This window comes from Humisphaera borealis, from assembly GCF_015169395.1.
GTDB lineage: Bacteria > Planctomycetota > Phycisphaerae > Tepidisphaerales > Tepidisphaeraceae > Humisphaera > Humisphaera borealis.
This window is the reverse complement of record NZ_CP063458.1, coordinates 2,324,369-2,343,900: the sequence shown is the minus strand read 5'-3', so window position 1 is coordinate 2,343,900 and position 19,532 is coordinate 2,324,369. Positions and strand designations below refer to the sequence as shown.

The window sequence follows — 19,532 nt, the reverse complement described above, 5'->3', positions numbered from 1 at the left end:
TAGAGACAGACGTCACCATGAGAAGGAAGGTTCTCTTCTTAAGCCACGAAGCCAGCCGTAGCGGCGCACCGCTGCTGCTGCTTCACCTACTCCGGTGGATTCGCCAAAACTCAACTCTGGACTTCACCTTGGTGTTGTGTCGTGGTGGACCCCTAGAGCACGAGTTCCGTGAGCTTTGCCCGGTGGTACGCCTCAACCGCTTTTTGCCGGGGTTGCGCACATCTCTTCGACTGGTCGATCGTGTCGGTTTGGGGCGAATGGTGCAGGGCTTGACCCGTTGGCTTGGCGGTAGGTTTCTTCTTAGCCGCGATGTTGGGCTTGTCTATTGCAACACCTTGGGCAATGGCTGGGTGCTGCGACAGTTTCTGCCGGTACCACCGAAGTTGCCGGTTCTTTGCCATGTTCACGAACTATGCTTTACTGCCGCAGGGGCATTTGGCGTGAGCGACATTGAACTAACGAGACAATATGCCGACACTTTCATTGCCGCGTCAGAGGCTGTTCGCTCAGAGCTACTCTCTGACATTTCGATCTGTTCAGGAGACGTGCGAGTTGTCCACAGCTTCCTCGGTGAGGATCACGGCCGTACAGAAGTTGACACCCTAGCGTTGCGTGAGAGCCTCGGTGTTCCGCATGACGCTTACGTCCTGGTCGCTTGTGGGGCGATCAGATCTGGAAAGGGTGCGGACCTGATACCAACACTGTTGCGATTGCTATCAAAGAGACTTGAGGTTCTGCCAGGCGGTAGGACGGTGCACCTGATATGGGTCGGCGCAGAGCCTCCCGATGCTGCCGGATTAAGAAACGAGGTCGAGGAAGATCTTCGCAAACTCAATCTACTGAACCGCGTTCACTTCGTCGGGTCTCAGGCACGGCCACGCGAGTACTTTGCGGCGGCGGATGCTTTCGTACTTCTTTCTCGCTCGGAATCGCTTTCTTTGGTTCTGCTCGAGGCGGCGTTGGAAGAGGTGCCCGGCGTCTGTTTCGACGCCACTGGAGGACCGAAGGAGTTTGTTGAGCAGGATGCTGGTTTCGTAGTGCCTTACCTGGATCTCGACGCGATGTCCGAAGCACTATCAAGGATTCTGACGCAGTCGCAGCTGAGGCATGCATTGGGGCGCAGGGCTCGTGAGAAGGTGCTTCTAGGCTACGTCGTGGGCGTGGCGGGACCTAATATCCTTAATCAGATCGAGTCGGCGATGGGCACCTGCGCACCCCGCAATCACGCAAGTGGAAGGTAGCTGCCATGCGTGACGACGACGCTCGGCAATAGCGTGCATTCCATACGAGGCGACCATTACGAATTGAGGTCGGACCCGATGCCCACGATAGAACTGAAGGATCACGTTGTCGCGCCGAGTGACGCGCCATCGCCAACGGTTAGCGTTGTAATTCCGACCTACAACCAGCCTGCTCTACTTCGCGAGACAGTCGCATCGGTCTTCGTGCAGACATTCGAGGACTATGAAGTGGTGCTCGTTGATGACGGCAGTACTGACCAGACCCCACTGGTCTGTTCCGAACTTCAGCATCGTTGCGGCAGACGGCTACGGCTTATCAGTCAGCCAAATGGAGGCATCGGAGCGGCGAGAAATCGTGGGCTTGATGAATCTCGTGGGAAGTACATCGCCCTATTGGATCACGACGACCTCTGGATGCCGGAAAAGCTTGCGGTCCAGGTGGCATTCATGGAGCGTCACCCAGAATGCGTGGCCTCTGTCGTTCCATTTGTTCATGCATCTGGGGTGGAGCTTCAGCGGAACGGTCCGGCGTTCGATGTTAGTGCCGTCACTGACGCCAACGGAATCGTGGATCGGCCACTGCTGCGCTTGTCGCAGAATCATGGATTCATGACGACCTCATCGGTGCTCATGTTCAATCGGGCCGCCGCGGGCGGCTTGCGGTATGCCGAGCGGCGTGGGGCGGTGGAAGACGTGCCGTTCTACATCAAGCTGATGGCGCGCGGGAAGTTTGGGATTGCCGGTCGTGAGGCGTTGGCCGTGTATCGTGAGCACGCGGCGAGTGGTTCGTCACGACCGGAGTACTATTTCCGGGGGCTGCAACAGCTTCGAGCGATGGATCGTGCAGGCGAGTTCAGTGATTTCCAAGGTCACCAGCGCTCTGATCTGGACGCTTACCTTGCGTATCTAGGCCGCCTGGCAAGCATGAAGCAGATCATGTCCGGGCGCCGTCTCGACGGAATAAGGCTTTACAGAAGGGAGTTTTTGCAACAGCTACGGCATCGTCGGTGGAAATTCTTGCTCTCATTTCCGCTGCTCATATGTCTGCCGTTAAAACTATGGGGCGGCCGACTACCGACCGCAAAACATTCGACTACTTAGAGAGGCGGCACTGATGTCATAGTGTGCGTCGCAGGCGATACAGCAAACTTCTGGGACTGCGGAGAATTCGGGCCAAACGCCGTGCGTAGAACCAACGGCGTTCCAAGCCACCCCGAAGCATATAGCCGTAGCGCTGATCGAGGATCTCCTGCTCAGCATCCCATCTGGCGCGAAGAGACGCGCTGCTGGTTTTGGATTCCCCGTGGATTCTCAGGTTTCCCAAGTGGACTGGCAGAAGCCGAATCTGCGATGTCCTTGCGACACGAATCCACCAGTCTCCGTCCATCATGCACTGCAGAGATTCATCGAGATAGCCGAGCCTGTCGTGCAGATTTCGTCGCCAGGATGTACCCGGCTGCGACCAGAGATCGTGCGTATATCGAATAAGCTCCTTCGCGTTGGTCGGGACCGCGACAAGCGGCCGGATTACGCGGTCGTCGACATCAATTGTGCAGGTGTGCCCGTAGATCAGATCTGCATTCGGATGACGTGCATAGAAACGTCCAATCCTATGGAGGGCGCCCGGTGCCAAGGTGTCGTCACTGTTGAGCCAGCCGACGATCTCGCCAGTTGCCATGCGCAGCCCGCGATTGATCGCGGCCGATTGCCCCCCGTCCTTCTCACTTGTCCAGAACTGAATACGATCGGCGTACTTCTTGATGATCTCAACGGAACCATCGTTCGAGCCGCCATCCAGAACGAAGTACTCGAGATTCGGGTACCCCTGATCAAGGACGCTTCTTATCGTACGCTCCAGGTATTTCGCCTGCTGGTAGCTGGGGGTAACGAAGGTGATCCGCGGGAGTTGATTCATCGGGTTCGGCCCGATCGTAACGCATGACGGGCGGATGAACGACCCTCGTCACCTTTCGTTCGCCCAATGGAAAAAGGGCAGCGGAGTTCGCTGCCCTTGAACGCGATTCTGTGACCGCCGGAAAACACCGTCGGCGCCTACCGTTTGACCGTAGGCTTCTGGCCGCGCAGTCTCGACAGCTTACGGATCAACTGCAGGGCGACGCCCCGGCTCCGCGAAGGGGATGAGGGCATCGCGTCGGCGGCTGCGATGAGGGAATCCTCGCTCATGTCGGCCAAGTCGTGAGCGTGCCGGCCCAGCTGCCGGCTCAGGCGCTTGATGGTGCCCGTGTACATCCGCTTCCATTCGCCGCGAGACGCAGGGACCAGCGGCTTGAACACCGCCGGGCCGGCGGGTTTTGGCGGAGCTTTGGGTCGGGGGGGCGGCCGTCCATGCGAGCCACGCGAGGGGCGGGATGGGTACCGGGAGGAACCTCCTCCGGAATACGACGAGCCGCCACCTGAATAAGAGGAACCGCCACCGGAATACCTCGGGCCGTCCGAATACCCGGATGATCCACCTTGTGCCGGGCGCGGACGCGGGGGTCGGCCTCGATAATCGTCGCGATTACCTTGATAACCGTTCATCAAATCTACTCCTCAATCGCCGCCCACCCCGGCGGCAACCTCTCTCTCCCCATATTTGACTGATCAACTCTACGCTTGAAACGCACCATCCCACCGACGTGCGACAGCAGTATACACAGAATTTTCGAATTTCTCTCGCACGTTAGGGAGAAACGCACAACAATTCCCAAGAATTGCCGCTTTGCCGCCATTGCTTAGAGCATCGTCCGACCAGTGTCACGTCGCCGATAACAAGATTGCTCATTAGTCAGCGTCCAATAACAAGGCATCCTCCTAAGGAGATTCTGCATGCGCGTTCGAGCCATTCTCATCGCGATCGCGGTTACCGTCGGCGTCGCCATAGGCAAGTCGTCGAGCGCGACGGCTGCCTCGGCTGTACCACCCAACATCGTGTTTATCCTCGCGGACGACCTCGGGTATGGGGACCTGAGTTGTTTCGGCCAGACAAAGTTCCGGACGCCCAACATCGATCGCATTGCCGCCGAAGGGATCAAGCTGACCACACATTACTCGGGGGCCGCGGTCTGTGCGCCCTCCCGTTGTGCGTTGATGACCGGACTGCACAACGGCCACGGGCCTATCCGGGAGAATCGTCAGTGGAAGCCGCAGGTATCGGAGGGACAGTGGCCGTTGCCGGCTGATGCCGTCGTCATTCCGAAACTACTGAAGGCGATGGGTTACACGACCGGGGCTTTCGGCAAGTGGGGCCTGGGTGCTCCGGCATCGTCTGGCGAGCCGCTGAAGCAGGGGATCGACCGGTTTTTCGGATACAACTGTCAGGCCGTCGCCCACAACTTCTACCCCACGCAGCTTTGGGACAACGACAAAACGATCGCGCTGAACAACCCGAGGTTTCCTGCCCACCAGAAGCTTCCTGAGACGGCGAACATCAAAGACCCCGCCACTTACGCGGGCTTTCGGGGAAATCAGTATGCGCCCGATCTGATCGGCGAACAGGCACTCAAGTTCATCCGCGACAACAAGGAGCGGCCGTTCTTTCTGTTTTATCCGACGACGGTCCCCCACCTGGCGTTGCAGGTGCCTGAAGAGTCGGTCAAACCGTTCGAGGGAAAGTTCCCGGAAGAGCCCTATCCGGGCGGACGTGGTTACCTACCGAACCGCACGCCGCGAGCCACCTACGCCGCCATGGTCACCCGGATGGATCGTGAGGTCGGGCGGGTTATGGACTTGGTCAAAGAGCTGGGGCTGGACGACAACACGATTTTCATCTTTACCTCGGACAACGGTCCGCTGTACGACCAACTGGGCGGAACCGACACCGATTTCTTCAACAGCGCGCATGCCTTTCGCGGCCGAAAAGGGTCGCTGTACGAAGGCGGGGTTCGCGTGCCCTGTGTGGTGCGTTGGAAGGGAAAGATAGCGCCGGGTGTAGAGTCGGCAAGAGTAACGGGTTTTGAAGACTGGATGCCGACCCTGCTTGAACTGGTCGGTGCCGCCGACAAGACGCCGCCCAACGTCGATGGCGTCAGCTTCGCCCCTACGTTGCTCGGCAAGTCCCAGCCTCCTCGACCGTTCCTATACCGCGAGACGCCAGGCTATGGCGGGCAGCAGTCTGTTCGTGTCGGCGACTGGAAGGCCGTTCGCCAGAAGCTCAATCCGGGTCCCAAGGCGAAGTTGCAGCCGATCGCCACGGAGCTCTACGACTTGTCGAAAGACCCCAGTGAGACAACCGACGTTGCTGCACAGCATCCAGAGGTCCTTGCCAGGATGGTCGCACTGCTGAAGGAGCAGCACACCAAGTCGGACCTCTTCCCCATCCGGGCATTGGACGACTAAGGGCAAGGTGTGCCTCCTGGCTCGGCCCCGGCCACAATTCGAGAAAAGAAGCGGGGCGACCCATACCAGGGTCGCCCCGTACTCGTTTCTTTTTTGGTCCGGGAATCCGACTCGGCAACGAAGCAAATCAGATTCGATTTGACCGTTTAGCAGTAGATATCGTAAGCCAATGGGTACTGAATGAGGTCCGGGCGGACGAGATGAAGCTTTCGCAGGCGGACTTCAGGACGAAGGCTGGCAACAGCCTCCCTCGGCGAGTCGCTGATCGGCGTGGTAGCTGACGAATCGCTGTGTGCGCCTCCCGTAAGACCAACGACCGCAAGCATCAGAACCAGACTCATCCGACCAAACCGGGTGGCGACAGACTTCATTGTACGACCTCTGAGAATGGCTCAACCGGCGAGAACCGGAGGGGCGATATGGCGTCTGACGAATCCCATCCTTGGGTCGCTTACGTGTCCTTCACCCTCCCGAATTACTTCGAAGGGCCCTTTGTTTTCACGCGTGTCGAGACAATACCCCGCGACTTGAATTCAGCCAATCAAAAATTCCATCTGTATTTCTTATAGGACCGATCAAGGTCGAATTTCGGCTGATCGTTCAGTTGCCCCGGGTTATCAGACCCAGCCCGCTCAATCCCAGCTACGGTTATCGGACGACATGTCTGGACTTCCTGATCGCTGTGCTCATGCTTTGCGTGCCTGAACCTTGGTAACGAGGGGTCTCCATGGCAGGCGCAGAGTCGCCTTGACCCATGCTATGGGATGTCCCGACAAGTCTTACCGCTGATCAGTTGACGCCACTGCCGTCCAGTCGAGTCTCCGGCGTGGTTCGGTGCTGGCATACAATGGAGATGCGGAGATCAAGGTCTGCGGTCCCCACGGTTTGCGATCTGACGGTACGATCTGCCCGATCGACAACCGGCGCGTCCCGACCGCACCGGCCGTAACCGTACTCATCATGAATGAACCCACAGCGACACCAGGCCGCCCAGTCCATCTTCCGGTCGTTCCGACCGGCCGCGTGGAATCCTTGAGGCAAACCATGACTGAATCGACCGAATCCGCCGTTTCGGAGGCCGCGTCCGGCCCGGTGCCTTTACCGCCTACCGAACCAGCGACCCAGGCTACACAGTCCGAAGACCCGACCAAGGTGTTCGAGCGCAAGCTGCTGGAAGGACGGGTCATCGAGGCAATCAGCCAGATCTACGACCCAGAGATCCCGGTCAACATTTATGAACTGGGTTTGATCTACAAGATCGACGTCCGCGACGACAAGAGTGTTTATGTGACGATGACGCTTACCGCGCCGGCATGCCCCGTCGCCGGTTCGCTTCCGGGGCAGGTGGAGACCAAGATCGAGACGATTCCCGAGGTCACCAAGGCGACGGTGGAGTTGGTCTGGGATCCGGCCTGGTCGCGCGACATGATGTCGGAAGCGGCTCAGTTGCAGCTGGGGTTGATGTAATTCTCTCGACATCTTGACCCATGCCGAAGCGTCGCCGCGATTGTTTCGCACGTCGCGAACCCGTCCGAAACCATGGCTAAACTTCTTCGGCGCAACGTCTGCTTTGTTACAGGCACCCGTGCCGAGTACGGGCTGATGGCGCGAACGCTGGAGGCGATCGAGACGCACCCGTCGCTTAAGCTGCAGGTCATCGCCACCGGTATGCACCTCGACCGCTCCCGGGGAAGCACCGTCGATCAGATCCGCTATCCAAAAGAGGGCGTCTCAGCGATCGTCCCGTGGCCTCCTGTGAAGGATGCCGCCGGCACCGCCGTTGCCACCGGCCAGGCGATGGCACGTCTTGCCGAGCAGTACAAACGTCTTCGGACCGACGTGGCCCTGGTCGTCGGTGATCGCGTCGAGGCCTTTGCGGCGGCGGGGGCGGCGAATGTGTCCGGCCTGTGCGTGGCGCACGTGCATGGCGGCGACCGTGCCCTGGGCCTGGTCGATGACAGCCTGCGGCACGCCGTCACCAAGTTGTCTCACCTTCATTTCCCGGCTACCGCGGAAAGTGCCCGGCGCCTGATCCGTCTGGGGGAAGATCCCTGGCGCGTCCATCGGGTCGGATCGCCGGGTTTGGATGGAATCACCCGCGACGCCGCCGCCAAGACCGATGTCGCCGCCGTGAGTGGTACTTCGGGACCGTTCCTGCTCGTCTCGTTACATCCGGCGTCTGACGATCCAACGGTTGAAGCCGTGCGCGCCAACACCGTGTTACGGGCGGTGCAGGGGTCTGCGTTTGCATCGGCAGTGGTGGTCTACCCCAACAATGACCCGGGATCGGCCGGTATCGTGAAGCACTATCGCCGCGTCGCGCGAAGCCATCCGGTCGGTGGCTCATCCAACGGGCCGTCGATCCGTTTTCATCCGAATCTGTCGCGTGCGCTGTGGCTCGGGTTGGTTCGCGACGCAGTCGCGCTTGTCGGCAATAGCTCCAGTGGCATCATTGAGGCGGCGAGCTTTGGTACGCCGGTGGTCGATATCGGTCCTCGCCAACAGGGGCGGGAACGGGGGAAGAACGTCGCCCACTGCGGCTACGAAACCGGCGAGATTCTCGCTCTGCTGCGAACGATCTGGCATCGCGGGAACCCGATTCGCTTTCCCAGGCGGAACATCTATGGCGACGGAAAAGCCGCGAACAAGATCGCTGCTCGACTCGCTGACGCAACGCTCGACGACCGGCTCATCCGGAAACTGATCGCCTATTGAATGCGCGTGGTGGGTGTCTCGGCAACCTTCATGAACTCCCGAAGGAGGACCGTCGCGAATGATCCCGGCGGTAAAGTGAAGGCGACCGTGATGAATCCGCCGTGCTCGTCGCTGCCGGCTTCCAGGCGGCATTCACCGGGCTGAACTCTGAGTGGCCGACGAGCACCTTTGATACGCAGGTCGCCCGCGCGGCTGAAGTCATCGCCAGTCAGCCCGGCCGCCTCGAAGACGGCTTTCTCGATTGCCAGCGCTTCCCGTTCCGGCAGCGACATTCGGTAACCAAGCATCGGTCCGCTCGGGCTGATTTCGAACGCGTCGCATCGGGGTTGTTCGACGGCTGCAGATTCGACTATGAATGCCGACCCGTTCTCGTGCTTCCAGGCCAGGTCCCCGTCCAAAAGCTTGTTGAGACCGGCAATCCGGGTCGCCACAACGTCATTGAAGAGCCGGCTCTGCAGCGCCGAGATCCAGATCTTGCGGATCCGCTCGTCGACAATTGCCACGGCGGCGGAGGCATCGCCGGTCCTGATGAATCGGCCAAGGACCTTCGCCTCAACGTTCAACCGTCGCGGTAACCGGTTCAGCGCACCCTGGAGGTCTCCCTGCTCGTAAAGAGTTCGAGCCGCAAGGGATTCTTCGTCATCAACAGTCGGGTCAGGGGCACCCGCCAGCAGGCGGATCACTTCGGCGTCGGCGCCTCGAATGTATGCCGCCCCCACGCGGTCGTTGTCATTCCGCCAGCCGAAGCGCTGCTCGCCGAAGTAGTTGGGCATGCCGCGTTTTCGTATGTCCGCAAATACGCCATCGACCTTGACGACATCGGTCGGCCGCACGTCACGAATCTTGATCGCAAAACGATTACCGGCCAGGTGGCCGAGTCTAAGCTTGTTCGCGTGTCGCGCCGCCCAGAGCACTTGCACACCCTCGACCGTTGCGGTCATCGCCTGTTCCTCGGTGATGCCGGGAATGGAGACCATCTGACGCGTCACGGCCTGCGCGTCCTTCATGCCGGCGTAGCCGATGTCTCGCGCTGAGACACGGAGCGATTTGGCCAGCTTGTCGATCGCGTCGATCGTCGTGATGCCACACTTCTGGATCTCGCAGTAAACGTGTTCGCCTTCGCCACTGGGCTCGTAGAGGGGCAGCTCCTGGACAAAGAAGTCTTCCGGGCGGTTCTTGATCGTTCCGCCAATGCCGGGGAACGACGGGGTAAGGTAAGGGAGTGGCATGGTAGTCGATGACAGAGTCGGCGAGGGGGACAGAAGCAAGGGCCGAAAGACAGAGTACCGAAGCTTCCCACTCCGTCTCCACGGCTCTCAGTCTCTTCGTCTCTTTCCCTTCAATCAACCAGGCCGTACCGGACCAACGCCGCGTGCACGCCATGGTCGTTGTTCGACGGCGCGACCCAATGTGACACCTGTTTGATGGCGGGCGGTGCGTTGTCCATCGCGACGGCGACGCCGGCTGCCTGAAGCATTTCGAGGTCGTTCATCGCATCGCCGATCGCCATGACCCGGCTCATGGGCACGCCATAGGCCTCTCCGACGTAGTTCAGCGCGGCCGCCTTACTGGCCGAGGCGTCCATGATCTGCAGCAGCTCCGGATCACTCCGCACCACGGCGACCTGGGGGAAGGCCTCGCGGACGAGCTGCGTCAGGTCGTCGATCATGGTCGTGGGGCCGAGCAGCATGAGCTTGGTGACCGGCTGTGAGAGGAACATCCAGAGCGGGGCGACCAGATCCGGCTCGAACATGCGACCGGTCTCGGTCGTGTAGGTGTTGTCGTACCGGTCGGTGAACCACTTGTCGAGGATCTCGCAGCTCACCAGGCAGTCGGGATAGGCACCGCGGGCGTGCTGCACGATCGCGTTCACCAGAGCTGGCGGCATTGGCTGGTGATGCACGATCTGAAGGTTGGGGTGATCCCAGATCAGCGCGCCGTTGTAGTTGATCTGCCAGGTGTCGAGTCCCAGCAGTTCGTAAATCGGTTTGACGCTTCGAGGCGGTCTGGCCGAGGCAATCACCACTTTCACCCCACGGGAAGGCAGTGCCGCCAGCGCGCGCGCGGTCCGCTTGCTGACCTGTTTCTGGTCCGTGAGGAGCGTGCCATCAAGGTCGATCGCCACCAGGCCGATCGGGGGAATCTGCGCCGGAGCGATCGAACGGGGCTGTTTCGGTACGCGGGACATCTATCGGTAGAGTATATGCCCGTAGGCGGCCGCACCGAAGTTGAACGAGCCGCAATTCGAAGCAGCCGTAAGTGTCACGTTCGCCGATCGACGAGCGCGGCCCCCACACGCTTCAAACTTCTTCCACTCGCCGGGGTGTGAGGAATACGAGATATCGCCTGGCGACCGGCACTCCGGTGATCCGTGCAATGGCATCGCCGTACGCTCGCATCTGGGGTTCGTAAGTCTGCTTACGTGACTCGATCAATTCAGCGGATCGGACGTTGTCGGTCTTGTAATCGACCAGCACACCACCATTGGGTAGCGGAATGAACAGGTCGAGCCTGCCGCGGACCATCATTGAATCAAGCCCAGACGGTTCGATCGAATCGGCAGATCGGACGGATTCGTCTTGCGGCGACACGGCAAAGTAGACGGGCATCTCGCGCATGAGTCTGCCTTCGTTCGTCCGCAGCAGCATGCCCAGTTCCGTGCCGACGAACCATTCAATCGTTGCCACGTCGACCAAGCCGCGGTCGGTTTCGGTTAGTCGTCCTTCGGCCACCATGCGGTCGACCTGTGCCTCTATCTGGGATCGGTTTCCCGCTTCGATGAATCGAAGGTGCTGGAGTACGGTGTGAGTCGCGGTGCCCTTATCGGCCGCGGCGGCAACTGATTCGCCAGCGGACATGAATGCGGGGAGGGCCAAGCGATCCGAGCGTTCCGTGTTGACGATATCGGTACTTGGCGCAGCAGGTAGGGTTTTCGGCGTTTGCCCTTTCGCCATTGCCGTCACACTACTGACCGCCGCCCGTGCGGACTGCGCCTCGAATGGATAGGCATACTCCAGTCTGGCCACGACCTTTGCTCCCTCTGGCGACAGGACCGGCGTTGCATCCAGTGGCCGAAGTGTCTGCACAGCCTGGACCAACCGCGACACGTCATGCGTGGCACCCGGGGATCGCGGGTCATGCAATTCTGCCAGTGAATGTCGGATGAGTTCGAGCGTGGGCTGGTTCTCCGCATGGTCGGCGGCCCAGACCGGGCCCAGCCAAGCGAGCATGGAGCCGGCACCGAGGATGTCGGCATCGGGCAGCGGTCCCGAGTGGCCGGTCCAGCGCTTCTCCCACCCGTCGACGCTGCGGCCGTCGGTCGTGCCGATGAGCACCAGGTGTTCCATCGCCCGAGTCATCGCGACGTACAGCACCCGTAGCTCCTCGGCCATTAGGCTCTTCTTCAGTTGGTCTTCCACCACCAACTGCCCGACCGACGGGTATCGCGCAAACAGTTCTTCGTTCACCACCTTCATGCCCAGGCCGTGTGTGCGATCGACCACCACAGCCCCGGCGGCGTCGAACGTGTTGATCGCTTTGCCAAAGTCGGGAACGATAACGATCGGAAACTCCAGCCCCTTCGCCCCGTGGACCGTCAGAATGCGTACCACATCCTCCGCTTCGCTCGCGACCGAAGGTTGTCCCAGATCCGCCTCGGCCTCAAGCGTTCGAAGGAACTCCAGGAACCGTCCCAGGTCCTGCCGCCGATGGGTGCCGAAACTTCGCGCGCGGTCATACAGCTCGATCAGGTTTGCCGATCGCTGCTGTCCACCCGGCAAGCCGGCGACGTAAGCGAGGTATCCCGACTGCTGGTACACCGCCCAGATCGTTTCATGCACTGGCTGACGATTGGCCTGATGGCGAAGGTCGGCGAGCCATTCGAGGCGCGACCGTAGATCGGCGGCGACCGCGTCGGTCTTCTCCGTCGCGTAGCGCGCGACCGCCTCGTGAAATGGAATCGGCGGCGCGCTTTGGCGATACGCGACAACCGCCGTCGCGAGTGCATCCTCGACGTTCTCCATCCGAGCGAGCGGACTGCGGAGAAACGCCGCCAGCTCAAAGTCCTGGGCCTGATTATCGAGCAGGCCGAGTAACGCGAGCATGTCGCGGATCTCGGTCGACTCGAAGAACCCGCTACCACTTTCGGCGTGGGTGGGGATGCCGAAACGCTCGAAGATCCGCACGAACTGCCCGGCTTTGAACTTGCGCGTCCGCAGCAGCACGACGATGTCGCCGAATGTCGCCGGGCGGGGGACCGTGCCTTGTCGGTCATAGACCCGCATCGCCGCCTGTCCGGCTCTGCCAACGATTTCCAGAATTCGCCGGGCGGCGAGTGCGGCTTCGCGCTCCGTGCGGTCCCATTCCTCGACGGCTTGCTCAGGGGTGTCGCCGTCGCCGGCGTCGCGCGGCAGAACGTGCAACTCGATGGGCGCACCGGAGAAGACGCGGGCGTCGTCGGCGTCTGGAAAAACTCGCCCGGCGGCGAGCCGCTGCGTCTGGTCGTACTCAATCTCGACGGCGGACCGGGTCATCAGACGCTCGAACACGCGGTTGATTGCCTCCAGGAGTGGCCCTCGGCTGCGGAAGTTCTGCCGCAGATCGATCACTTCGCCGGCGCTACCCGCACCGCGAAGTGCCGCCTCGCGAGCCAGAAACTGCTTTGGGTCGGCCAGGCGGAATCGATAGATGCTCTGCTTCACATCCCCGACGCAGAAAAAATTGCTGGGCAACGAGGGTCGATGAGGTGCTTCCGCGCCGCTCGCTCCGGGCTCATCCCTGGCTTCTGCGCTGACCAGTGACAGGATCGCGTTCTGTAGCTCGTTGATGTCCTGATACTCGTCCACCAGCACGTGCTTGAACAGCCGCTGGTAGTAGCGAGCTGCGCTGGATGCAACGAGGCCGGGCTGGGTCGAGTCGCGCAGGACCTTCAGGCTGAAGTGTTCCAGGTCGTTGAAATCGAGCTGCCGACTCTCGTCTTTGACGCGCCGATACTCGCGGCCGAACTCGGCCACGAGTTCGAGCAGCTCGCGGGCATACGGTACGACGCGTGTCATGCCGTCGCGCCACTGGGCCTCGGTGGATTTGAGAAGCGTCCGCCACGAGCCGTTCTTGAACTCTTCGGCGACCGCATCAACAAGCGCCTTGGCCTGATCCTTGTTCGGCACCGTCGCCCTGACCGGCTTCAGGTTCGGCAGCTTTTCGACGCCCGCCAGCTCTTCGGCGACGACGTCAACGCTGCGGGTCTGGAGCTGCTTGAACAGGTGTCGATAGATCTGAAGGATACCGACAATCTGATCTTCGTACGGTTCGAACCGGCCCAGCTTGCGCATTGATGCCAGCGCAAGATTGCAGCGGCCTCCCAGGCCGATGATGCGCCTGCGGATGAGTGCAAGCAGTTCGTGGCCGAGTGGATGCTTCGCGAGAGGGTACTTAGCCGCCTGCTCGGTTTTGTCGAGGCTCTGCCGTATCCACGCCTCCGGGTCGATCAGGCTTTGCAGCATCTCGTGGACGCGAAGGATCTCGGAGAGCAGACGCTCGTCTTCGCCGTCGTAGTAGCCATCAAGAAGGCGGGAAAGACTCTGCTGCTGGTCTGTCTCGTATCGACGGCGGATCAGGTCGCGGCCGACATCCAGCCGGAGGAGTTTCCCTTCATACTCGTCCATCACCGAGAATGCCGGATCCAGACCCACGAGGTGAAAGTGTTGCCGGAGCAGCGTGGTACAGAACCCGTGAAGCGTACTGATCTGCGCTTGCTCGAGCAGTGCCGCCTGAGTCTGCAATCGACTGTCCGGACAATTGTGAACGCGGGATTGGAGTGTTCTACCGATCCGCTCGCGCATCTCAGCTGCAGATGCCTCCGTGAACGTCACAACCAGAAGCTCAGTGACATCGCACCGGTAGGGCGGCGGCGCGTCGCAGACGAGGTAGGCGCATCGCTCGGCAAGAACGCGCGTCTTTCCCGAACCGGCGGCGGCTGACAGCAGAAGGCTGCGGCCGACGGTCTCAACGCCGCGACGCTGGTCGGGCGTAAGCGACGGTTTTGCGGGTGGGGTACCTTCGGGCATGCGCGAAATATTCTGTAGGAACTCAGGTCGCGGGAGTAGAGGGATTCGGTCGCCAGCGGCGAGCGCCAATAAGCGATCGCCGCGGCAAACAGATGCCCCCAACCGTGCCACCCGGAATGGGACGTGAGATTAGAACCCTGTCGTCCGCTTCTTCGAAGGTTCAGCCTTGGTTTGCTCTGCCTCTGACGCTTTCTTCTTCAAGAGCTCGTTGAGGTTGTACTTCGTGAACCGCGTATGACTCGCTACATTCTGCCCGTCGGCATTGGCGACGTAAAAGTCGAGCGTATCAGGGACGAACAATACCGACTGGATGTTGCTCGTCATGCAGATCGGGCGGCTCATCAGCTCGATGGCGGCGGTCGCATCGAACTTGCCCCACTTCTCCTTTACACGCGCCGACAGCAGGTCGTACCGGTCGCCGGCCGACAGCAGTACGGTGTCTTCGACCGGTTTGCTCAGCTTCGGATGAGCCTCCCCGGGGCGGACGACTTCGAATGTCGTCGGCGTCGCGCCGATACCGACGGCCTGCTTTGTCTTGCCGTCCGCGACGACGTAGTAGTACTCACACGTTCGCGGACCGGCCTTCATGATTGCGATCGCCTCATCCAGAGTGCTCGCATTTTCCATGACTTCGCGAACGAGCTGCGCCATGGGTTTGCCGTCCCAGTCGCCGTAGCCGTGCCCGCCCATCTCGCCAATACTGATTCCCTTCTCGTTCATCGCCGTCACGGAACCGACGAATCCGGCGTAGGTGAGATTGACCCACGCGTGGCGCCCGTCGTCAGGTTGGTAAACGGTAACGACGGCGTTCTGCTCCAGGCCGACGCCCCGGAGATAGTCGAGGACGCGGCCGTGATAGACGTGGCCGTCGGCAGTTGATTTGCCGAGCAGCGCAAAGCCGCTGCAATGGAACAATTCCGGGAAGAAGTTACTGAGCCGGGCTTCCTGTCGATGCAGGTCGGCGGCATCGGCGAGGGCGTCCATCTCCCGCAGAACACGCGGATCGACGAACTTCACCACCCGCGATTGCGCGTTCTCGACTTCGCCGAAGAACCAGTTGCCCTTGAAGAAGCTGCTGCCGACACCGATGCCGTAAAGAATCTTCCCCGATACGTCCTGGATCTCAGGTTTCAGGAGTTCGCCATGCTGGCGGCCCATGTCCTCAGGGCTGCCAGCCAGAAAAAGAACGCGGGTTCCGTCGTGCATTTCCAGACGTCCACGCCCTGACTGTGCGACGATCTTCTTTTCGCCGGACACACGAGGCAGCGTCGGGATCTCCTGCTTCATCAGCCGCGGGCCGACCTCCATGAACCGGGTCAGATGGCTGAGCGCCACGGTGTGAATCTTGTCCTGCTCATTGGGCTTGATCTGCCACTGCTCATCTGGTGCAGGGCGTGAAACACGGGCGGAGATCGTATCAATCTGCAGGTCGAGCCCGTTGCCGTCGTTGACCGTTATGCGCATCGGGAGCAGGTCGTTCCGAAGCCAGACATGGATCACAGCATTAGTGCTGACACCGATAAGCTCGGCGGCAAGCTTCATCACCTTCAACTTCAAGATCGTGCAATCGAAGTCGCCGATCTTCTCCTGTCCGGCATGGCTTGATTCAACGGCCAAAAGGACGGCCCGCATCTTGAACTTGCCTATCGGAAGCTCGAAGGGCGGCAGCACCGACTTGTCAATGCTTTTCGCGTCGGCGGTAAAGCGGGGTACGCCGGACTTGCCGATCAGACCGAACTTCTTGGCAGGCTGGTGCACCCAGAGCTGCTGGCCGTCTCGGCCGGCGCGGTGTTCCTCGCCGGCAGCGGTCACCGAAGCCCGAAGTTTGTCAGGCCATCTGTAGCGGACATCTACCGTCGCACCCGATGCCTCCGACGGCAGTCCCGCTGCCCGCGACAGGCGGGCTTCGATCGCAATGGTTTTTGCCGAAGCGGCATCGGCGGGCTGGGCGAGGTCCATCCAGTGGAAGATCGCTGCCTCAAGCAGGTCGTCAGGGTCTGCCTGCCTGGCGGCCGCCCGCAACGGCAGACAAGCGAGACTCATCACGAGGCAGGCGAGCCCGAAAGACACGGTCCATCGTCGAAGGGTGCTGATCACGTCTGGTGCCTCGGTAATGGGGACTGTGAACCGCTCCGGCCAACTGCCTATGGTAGCCGCCTGACAACGGGAAGTGACAGAGATGTGGCAACGATTTACAGGCTTCGGCCGGAAGTCGAAATGGCCGCGGCATCAGTCGGTTGCACCATTTGCATCGCCATCCTCGCCACATTGTCCGACGCGCCCGGGTGATCGAGATGACGAACCAGCTTGATGAGTTTCTGCCGTTGCTCGTTAAGCCTCGGGCGGTTCGTCAGAAGATCGATCGCGAGTTCCGCGACAGAGGTGACCGGGCCGTACCAGGGAACGAACTCAGGAACCAGGTGTTCGCGACCTGCGGTCACCGGTTGAAGCGGGTCCTCATCGGCGAGCAGGTTCACCATCGCGTAAGTTCGCATCTTGATGAGCCAGCGCCCCAGGGCATTCCAGATCACTCGATTGCCCGCATAGACGACGATCATGGGCACACCGAAGCTCGCTACGTGCAAAGTCGCCGTGCCCGAGACAGTGATGCAAAGGTCGCACTGGGGGACCAGTGTTTCGAACGCTCCGAGTGCCACGTCCAACTTCTCGATCGGTATCTTCGCGACTGCGATATGACGGCGGACGACAGGATCGGTCGCGGCCGTTGTGGGTACCTTGAATCGGGCGTCGGGAAACCGACGAAGGATTTCCGCCGCGACCCGAAGTTGCCGGGGGAAATTGGCATCGGCAACGCCCTTGCGGCTACCGGGCAGAAGGCCGACGACCGGCGGCCGACCGGGCTGGCCATCGTGCCTGGTTGACGGTCGATAGGCCGGAAGTTCGTCAAAAAGGGGATGTCCGACAAAGGTGGCGTTGACCGAATGGCCGCGAAAGAACGCTTCCTCGAAGGGAAGGATGCAAGCGACCTGATCAACCCACCGGCGGAGTTTTGCCATCCTCCAGGATGCCCAGGCCCAAAGCTGGGGCGCGACGAACTGCAACGTAGGGATTCCCCGCTCCTTGGCGGCGCGGGCGAAGTGAAAGTTCATGGATGGGGAATCAACGCCGACCCAAAGATCGGGCTTTTGCGTGTCGAAGTGGGTCCGAGTCCAGCGCAGCAGGCCGTAAACCTCGACGGCTCGGAGGGCACCGCGAATTCCCATCGCCGCGTTGGTAACCGTGTTTCGATGGACGATCGCGCCGGCAGACGCCATTTCCGGTCCGCCGACACCCTCGACGATGACGTCGGGACACAACTGCTTGAGGGACCGAATAAACTGAGCGGCATGGCGGTCGCCGCTGACCTCGGCCGCTGTGATAAACACTCGCAGTGGACGTGACGTACCCTTCATGGCCAGGCCTGCCGCCGCTGGCGTGTCGGACGCCGAAACGCCTTGAGGCGTGTCGATCCGATCAGCTTCTCCGGCGAACGCCTGGTTCATGGTGGCAACATCGTCTGAAGCCGGTCGTTTCTGTCAAGCGTACGTCAGCGGCTTGACGACAGATGTTGAAGAGTTGTACGGCGTCGATTGTGACATTATTCGCTTTGCCGGTAAGGCAAACCGGCAGTAGACTCTGGGACATCTGATCTGCTTGGCCGGGGTGGCAACGTTCACGTCTTGACCGCTTGTTTGTTGACGGAGGTAGTCATGTCGGAAGTCCGCGTCGAAGCCTTGTCGTTGTTTCCTTCCCGCAAGTCCGCTTTACGCTCCGGTTTCACACTGGTCGAGCTTTTGGTGGTGATCGGGATCATTGCCCTCCTCATCTCCATTCTGCTTCCATCGCTGAGCAAAGCGCGCCAGCAGGGCCAAAAGATCAAATGCCTGGCGAACATCCGTTCGCTCCAGATGGCCGTCATCATGTACTCCAACGAGAACAAGCAATACTTGCCCGCGGTCAACTGGGGCAAGGACGCTACTGTTAACGGGAAGGTGCCCGCCGGTTGGCTCTATCCGACGAACGTGACCTGGCCGTTCACAACGCCGATCACCACCAAAGAGCTGGAGCAGGGTTCGCTCTACCAATACCTGAAGACGCCAGATGTGTACCGTTGCCCGGGCCATCCGACGGAGATGGTCATTGGTAAGACCGACAGTGTCACCAGTTATCTCATGAACGGATCCATGAACGGCTTCGGACGGGTGACGCTCTATAAGATCACCCAGTTTAAGTCGGACGAAACATGCTTCTGGGAAGCCGACGAGCGAGGCAACCCGTTTAACGACGGGTCGAGCTTCCCGGATGAAAGTTTCAGACCGGCGGGAGTAGGCGATTCTGAAGCCTACGCCATCCGCCATGGCAAGTATTCGACGCTCGGCTTTATCGACGGACATGCCGAAGCCTTCCCGCATGACGAGATCCTGAAACTCGCGAACGAGAAGAACATCAAGCGCAACATTCTCTGGTGCGTTCCGTTTGGTGTTTCGGCACTGGGCGTGTAACGCCGGTTCTCAATCGCTGGCGCAACCGTGCTCAGACTTGGGTCGGCTTGAGTCACTTTCTGTCGGAGGTTGCCGCACCCGACGTAGGCGGGTTCTCCGGCCAGTCTCTTGCATCGCGAAGCTCCACGATTCGTTCCGCATCGAAATGCCGTCCGCCCCGGTTGATCCCGGGGCAGCCCTTGGCTGCCCGGTTCCACGCCGACTGGTTCACAACGTTCTCACCCCAGAAGGGCCAGGTTCGGCACTGCAGGGGCCGGACCGGGTAGATCCCACAGACACGCCGCGTAAGTGGAATGGGCTCGCCGGGCTCCAGTTCATTCGATCCACCGGCAGGCTGTTCCGCCGGGATCTCCGTCAGAAAGACGCAGTCGTGGTTTCCGTTGGGGCGGCGAACCTCCTTGAAGCTGATCTTCTGGCCGATCTTGCGAGAGAATTTCTTCTTGAACTCGGCGACAGTCAACTGCAGGTGGGCGGCTGCGCGCTCGATCTCGACCTCTTCCACCCACACGAAGCCCGGCCCGCCGGTGCAGCAGTTGCCGCAGGTGGTGCAGGTAAAGTCGAGCCCTTCGGCGAACCAAGGCTGTTTCTTGGGGTTAGACGGTGTGACAACGGGAAGCTCCATGGGTTCCGCCATGCTAACTGGAAATGTCGACAAAATCGTTGACGTCAAT

14 protein-coding genes are annotated in these 19,532 nt (G+C 60.6%); 6 read left to right on the top strand and 8 right to left on the bottom strand.

The window, feature by feature from the left end; genetic code table 11:
* Positions 1-17 precede the first annotated feature (17 nt).
* Together IPV69_RS08650 and IPV69_RS08645 are read left to right on the top strand one after the other, a co-directional pair.
* Positions 18-1,241 (top strand): glycosyltransferase family 4 protein, encoded by a 1,224-nt coding sequence (locus tag IPV69_RS08650; protein ID WP_206294672.1) that lies wholly within the window; start codon positions 18-20, stop codon positions 1,239-1,241.
* A 9-nt stretch (positions 1,242-1,250) separates the two neighbouring features.
* Complete coding sequence (locus IPV69_RS08645) at positions 1,251-2,342, top strand: glycosyltransferase family 2 protein (RefSeq protein WP_206294670.1); 1,092 nt, start codon at positions 1,251-1,253, stop codon at positions 2,340-2,342.
* Between the two features lie 16 nt (positions 2,343-2,358).
* On the opposite strand, the gene IPV69_RS08640 is transcribed toward IPV69_RS08645, so the two are convergent.
* Together IPV69_RS08640 and IPV69_RS08635 are read right to left on the bottom strand one after the other, a co-directional pair.
* Positions 2,359-3,156: a glycosyltransferase family 2 protein gene (locus tag IPV69_RS08640; RefSeq protein WP_206294668.1), complete on the bottom strand. Its 798-nt coding sequence runs from the start codon at positions 3,154-3,156 to the stop codon at positions 2,359-2,361.
* 137 nt (positions 3,157-3,293) lie between these two features.
* Complete coding sequence (locus IPV69_RS08635) at positions 3,294-3,536, bottom strand: hypothetical protein (protein WP_206294666.1); 243 nt, start codon at positions 3,534-3,536, stop codon at positions 3,294-3,296.
* A 534-nt stretch (positions 3,537-4,070) separates the two neighbouring features.
* Between IPV69_RS08635 and IPV69_RS08630 the strand changes: the two genes are divergently transcribed.
* From IPV69_RS08630 to neuC, 3 genes are all read left to right on the top strand, one after another.
* Positions 4,071-5,579, top strand: coding sequence for an arylsulfatase (locus IPV69_RS08630; RefSeq protein ID WP_206294663.1), 1,509 nt, complete (start codon positions 4,071-4,073; stop codon positions 5,577-5,579).
* Positions 5,580-6,623: 1,044 nt separating this feature from the next.
* Positions 6,624-7,046, top strand: a complete 423-nt coding sequence (locus IPV69_RS08625) for an SUF system Fe-S cluster assembly protein (RefSeq protein WP_206294662.1) — start codon at positions 6,624-6,626, stop codon at positions 7,044-7,046.
* Between the two features lie 72 nt (positions 7,047-7,118).
* Positions 7,119-8,294 (top strand): UDP-N-acetylglucosamine 2-epimerase, encoded by a 1,176-nt coding sequence (neuC, locus tag IPV69_RS08620; protein ID WP_206294660.1) that lies wholly within the window; start codon positions 7,119-7,121, stop codon positions 8,292-8,294.
* On the opposite strand, the gene truD is transcribed toward neuC, so the two are convergent.
* The 5 genes from truD to IPV69_RS08595 form a co-directional block, all read right to left on the bottom strand.
* Positions 8,288-9,523, bottom strand: a complete 1,236-nt coding sequence (gene truD / locus IPV69_RS08615) for a tRNA pseudouridine(13) synthase TruD (protein WP_206294658.1) — start codon at positions 9,521-9,523, stop codon at positions 8,288-8,290. The two genes, neuC and truD, sit on opposite strands and share 7 nt — an antisense overlap.
* A 110-nt stretch (positions 9,524-9,633) precedes the next feature.
* Entirely contained in the window at positions 9,634-10,482 is an 849-nt protein-coding gene (locus tag IPV69_RS08610; protein ID WP_206294656.1) for a Cof-type HAD-IIB family hydrolase, read from the bottom strand.
* A 112-nt stretch (positions 10,483-10,594) separates the two neighbouring features.
* Positions 10,595-14,359: a helicase-exonuclease AddAB subunit AddA gene (gene addA / locus IPV69_RS08605; protein ID WP_206294654.1), complete on the bottom strand. Its 3,765-nt coding sequence runs from the start codon at positions 14,357-14,359 to the stop codon at positions 10,595-10,597.
* A gap of 129 nt (positions 14,360-14,488) precedes the next feature.
* A complete protein-coding gene (locus IPV69_RS08600) occupies positions 14,489-16,402 on the bottom strand; it encodes a C45 family autoproteolytic acyltransferase/hydolase (RefSeq protein WP_206294652.1) in 1,914 nt (637 codons plus the stop codon).
* Between the two features lie 149 nt (positions 16,403-16,551).
* Positions 16,552-17,862, bottom strand: a complete 1,311-nt coding sequence (locus IPV69_RS08595; RefSeq protein WP_206294650.1) for a lipid-A-disaccharide synthase — start codon at positions 17,860-17,862, stop codon at positions 16,552-16,554.
* A 207-nt stretch (positions 17,863-18,069) separates the two neighbouring features.
* On the opposite strand from IPV69_RS08595, the gene IPV69_RS08590 reads away from it, so the two are divergent.
* Positions 18,070-18,861, top strand: coding sequence for a type II secretion system protein (locus IPV69_RS08590; RefSeq protein WP_206294648.1), 792 nt, complete (start codon positions 18,070-18,072; stop codon positions 18,859-18,861).
* Positions 18,862-18,913: 52 nt separating this feature from the next.
* Here IPV69_RS08590 and IPV69_RS08585 read toward each other — a convergent pair whose 3' ends face one another.
* A complete protein-coding gene (locus IPV69_RS08585; protein WP_206294647.1) occupies positions 18,914-19,483 on the bottom strand; it encodes a YkgJ family cysteine cluster protein in 570 nt (189 codons plus the stop codon).
* Positions 19,484-19,532 lie beyond the last annotated feature (49 nt).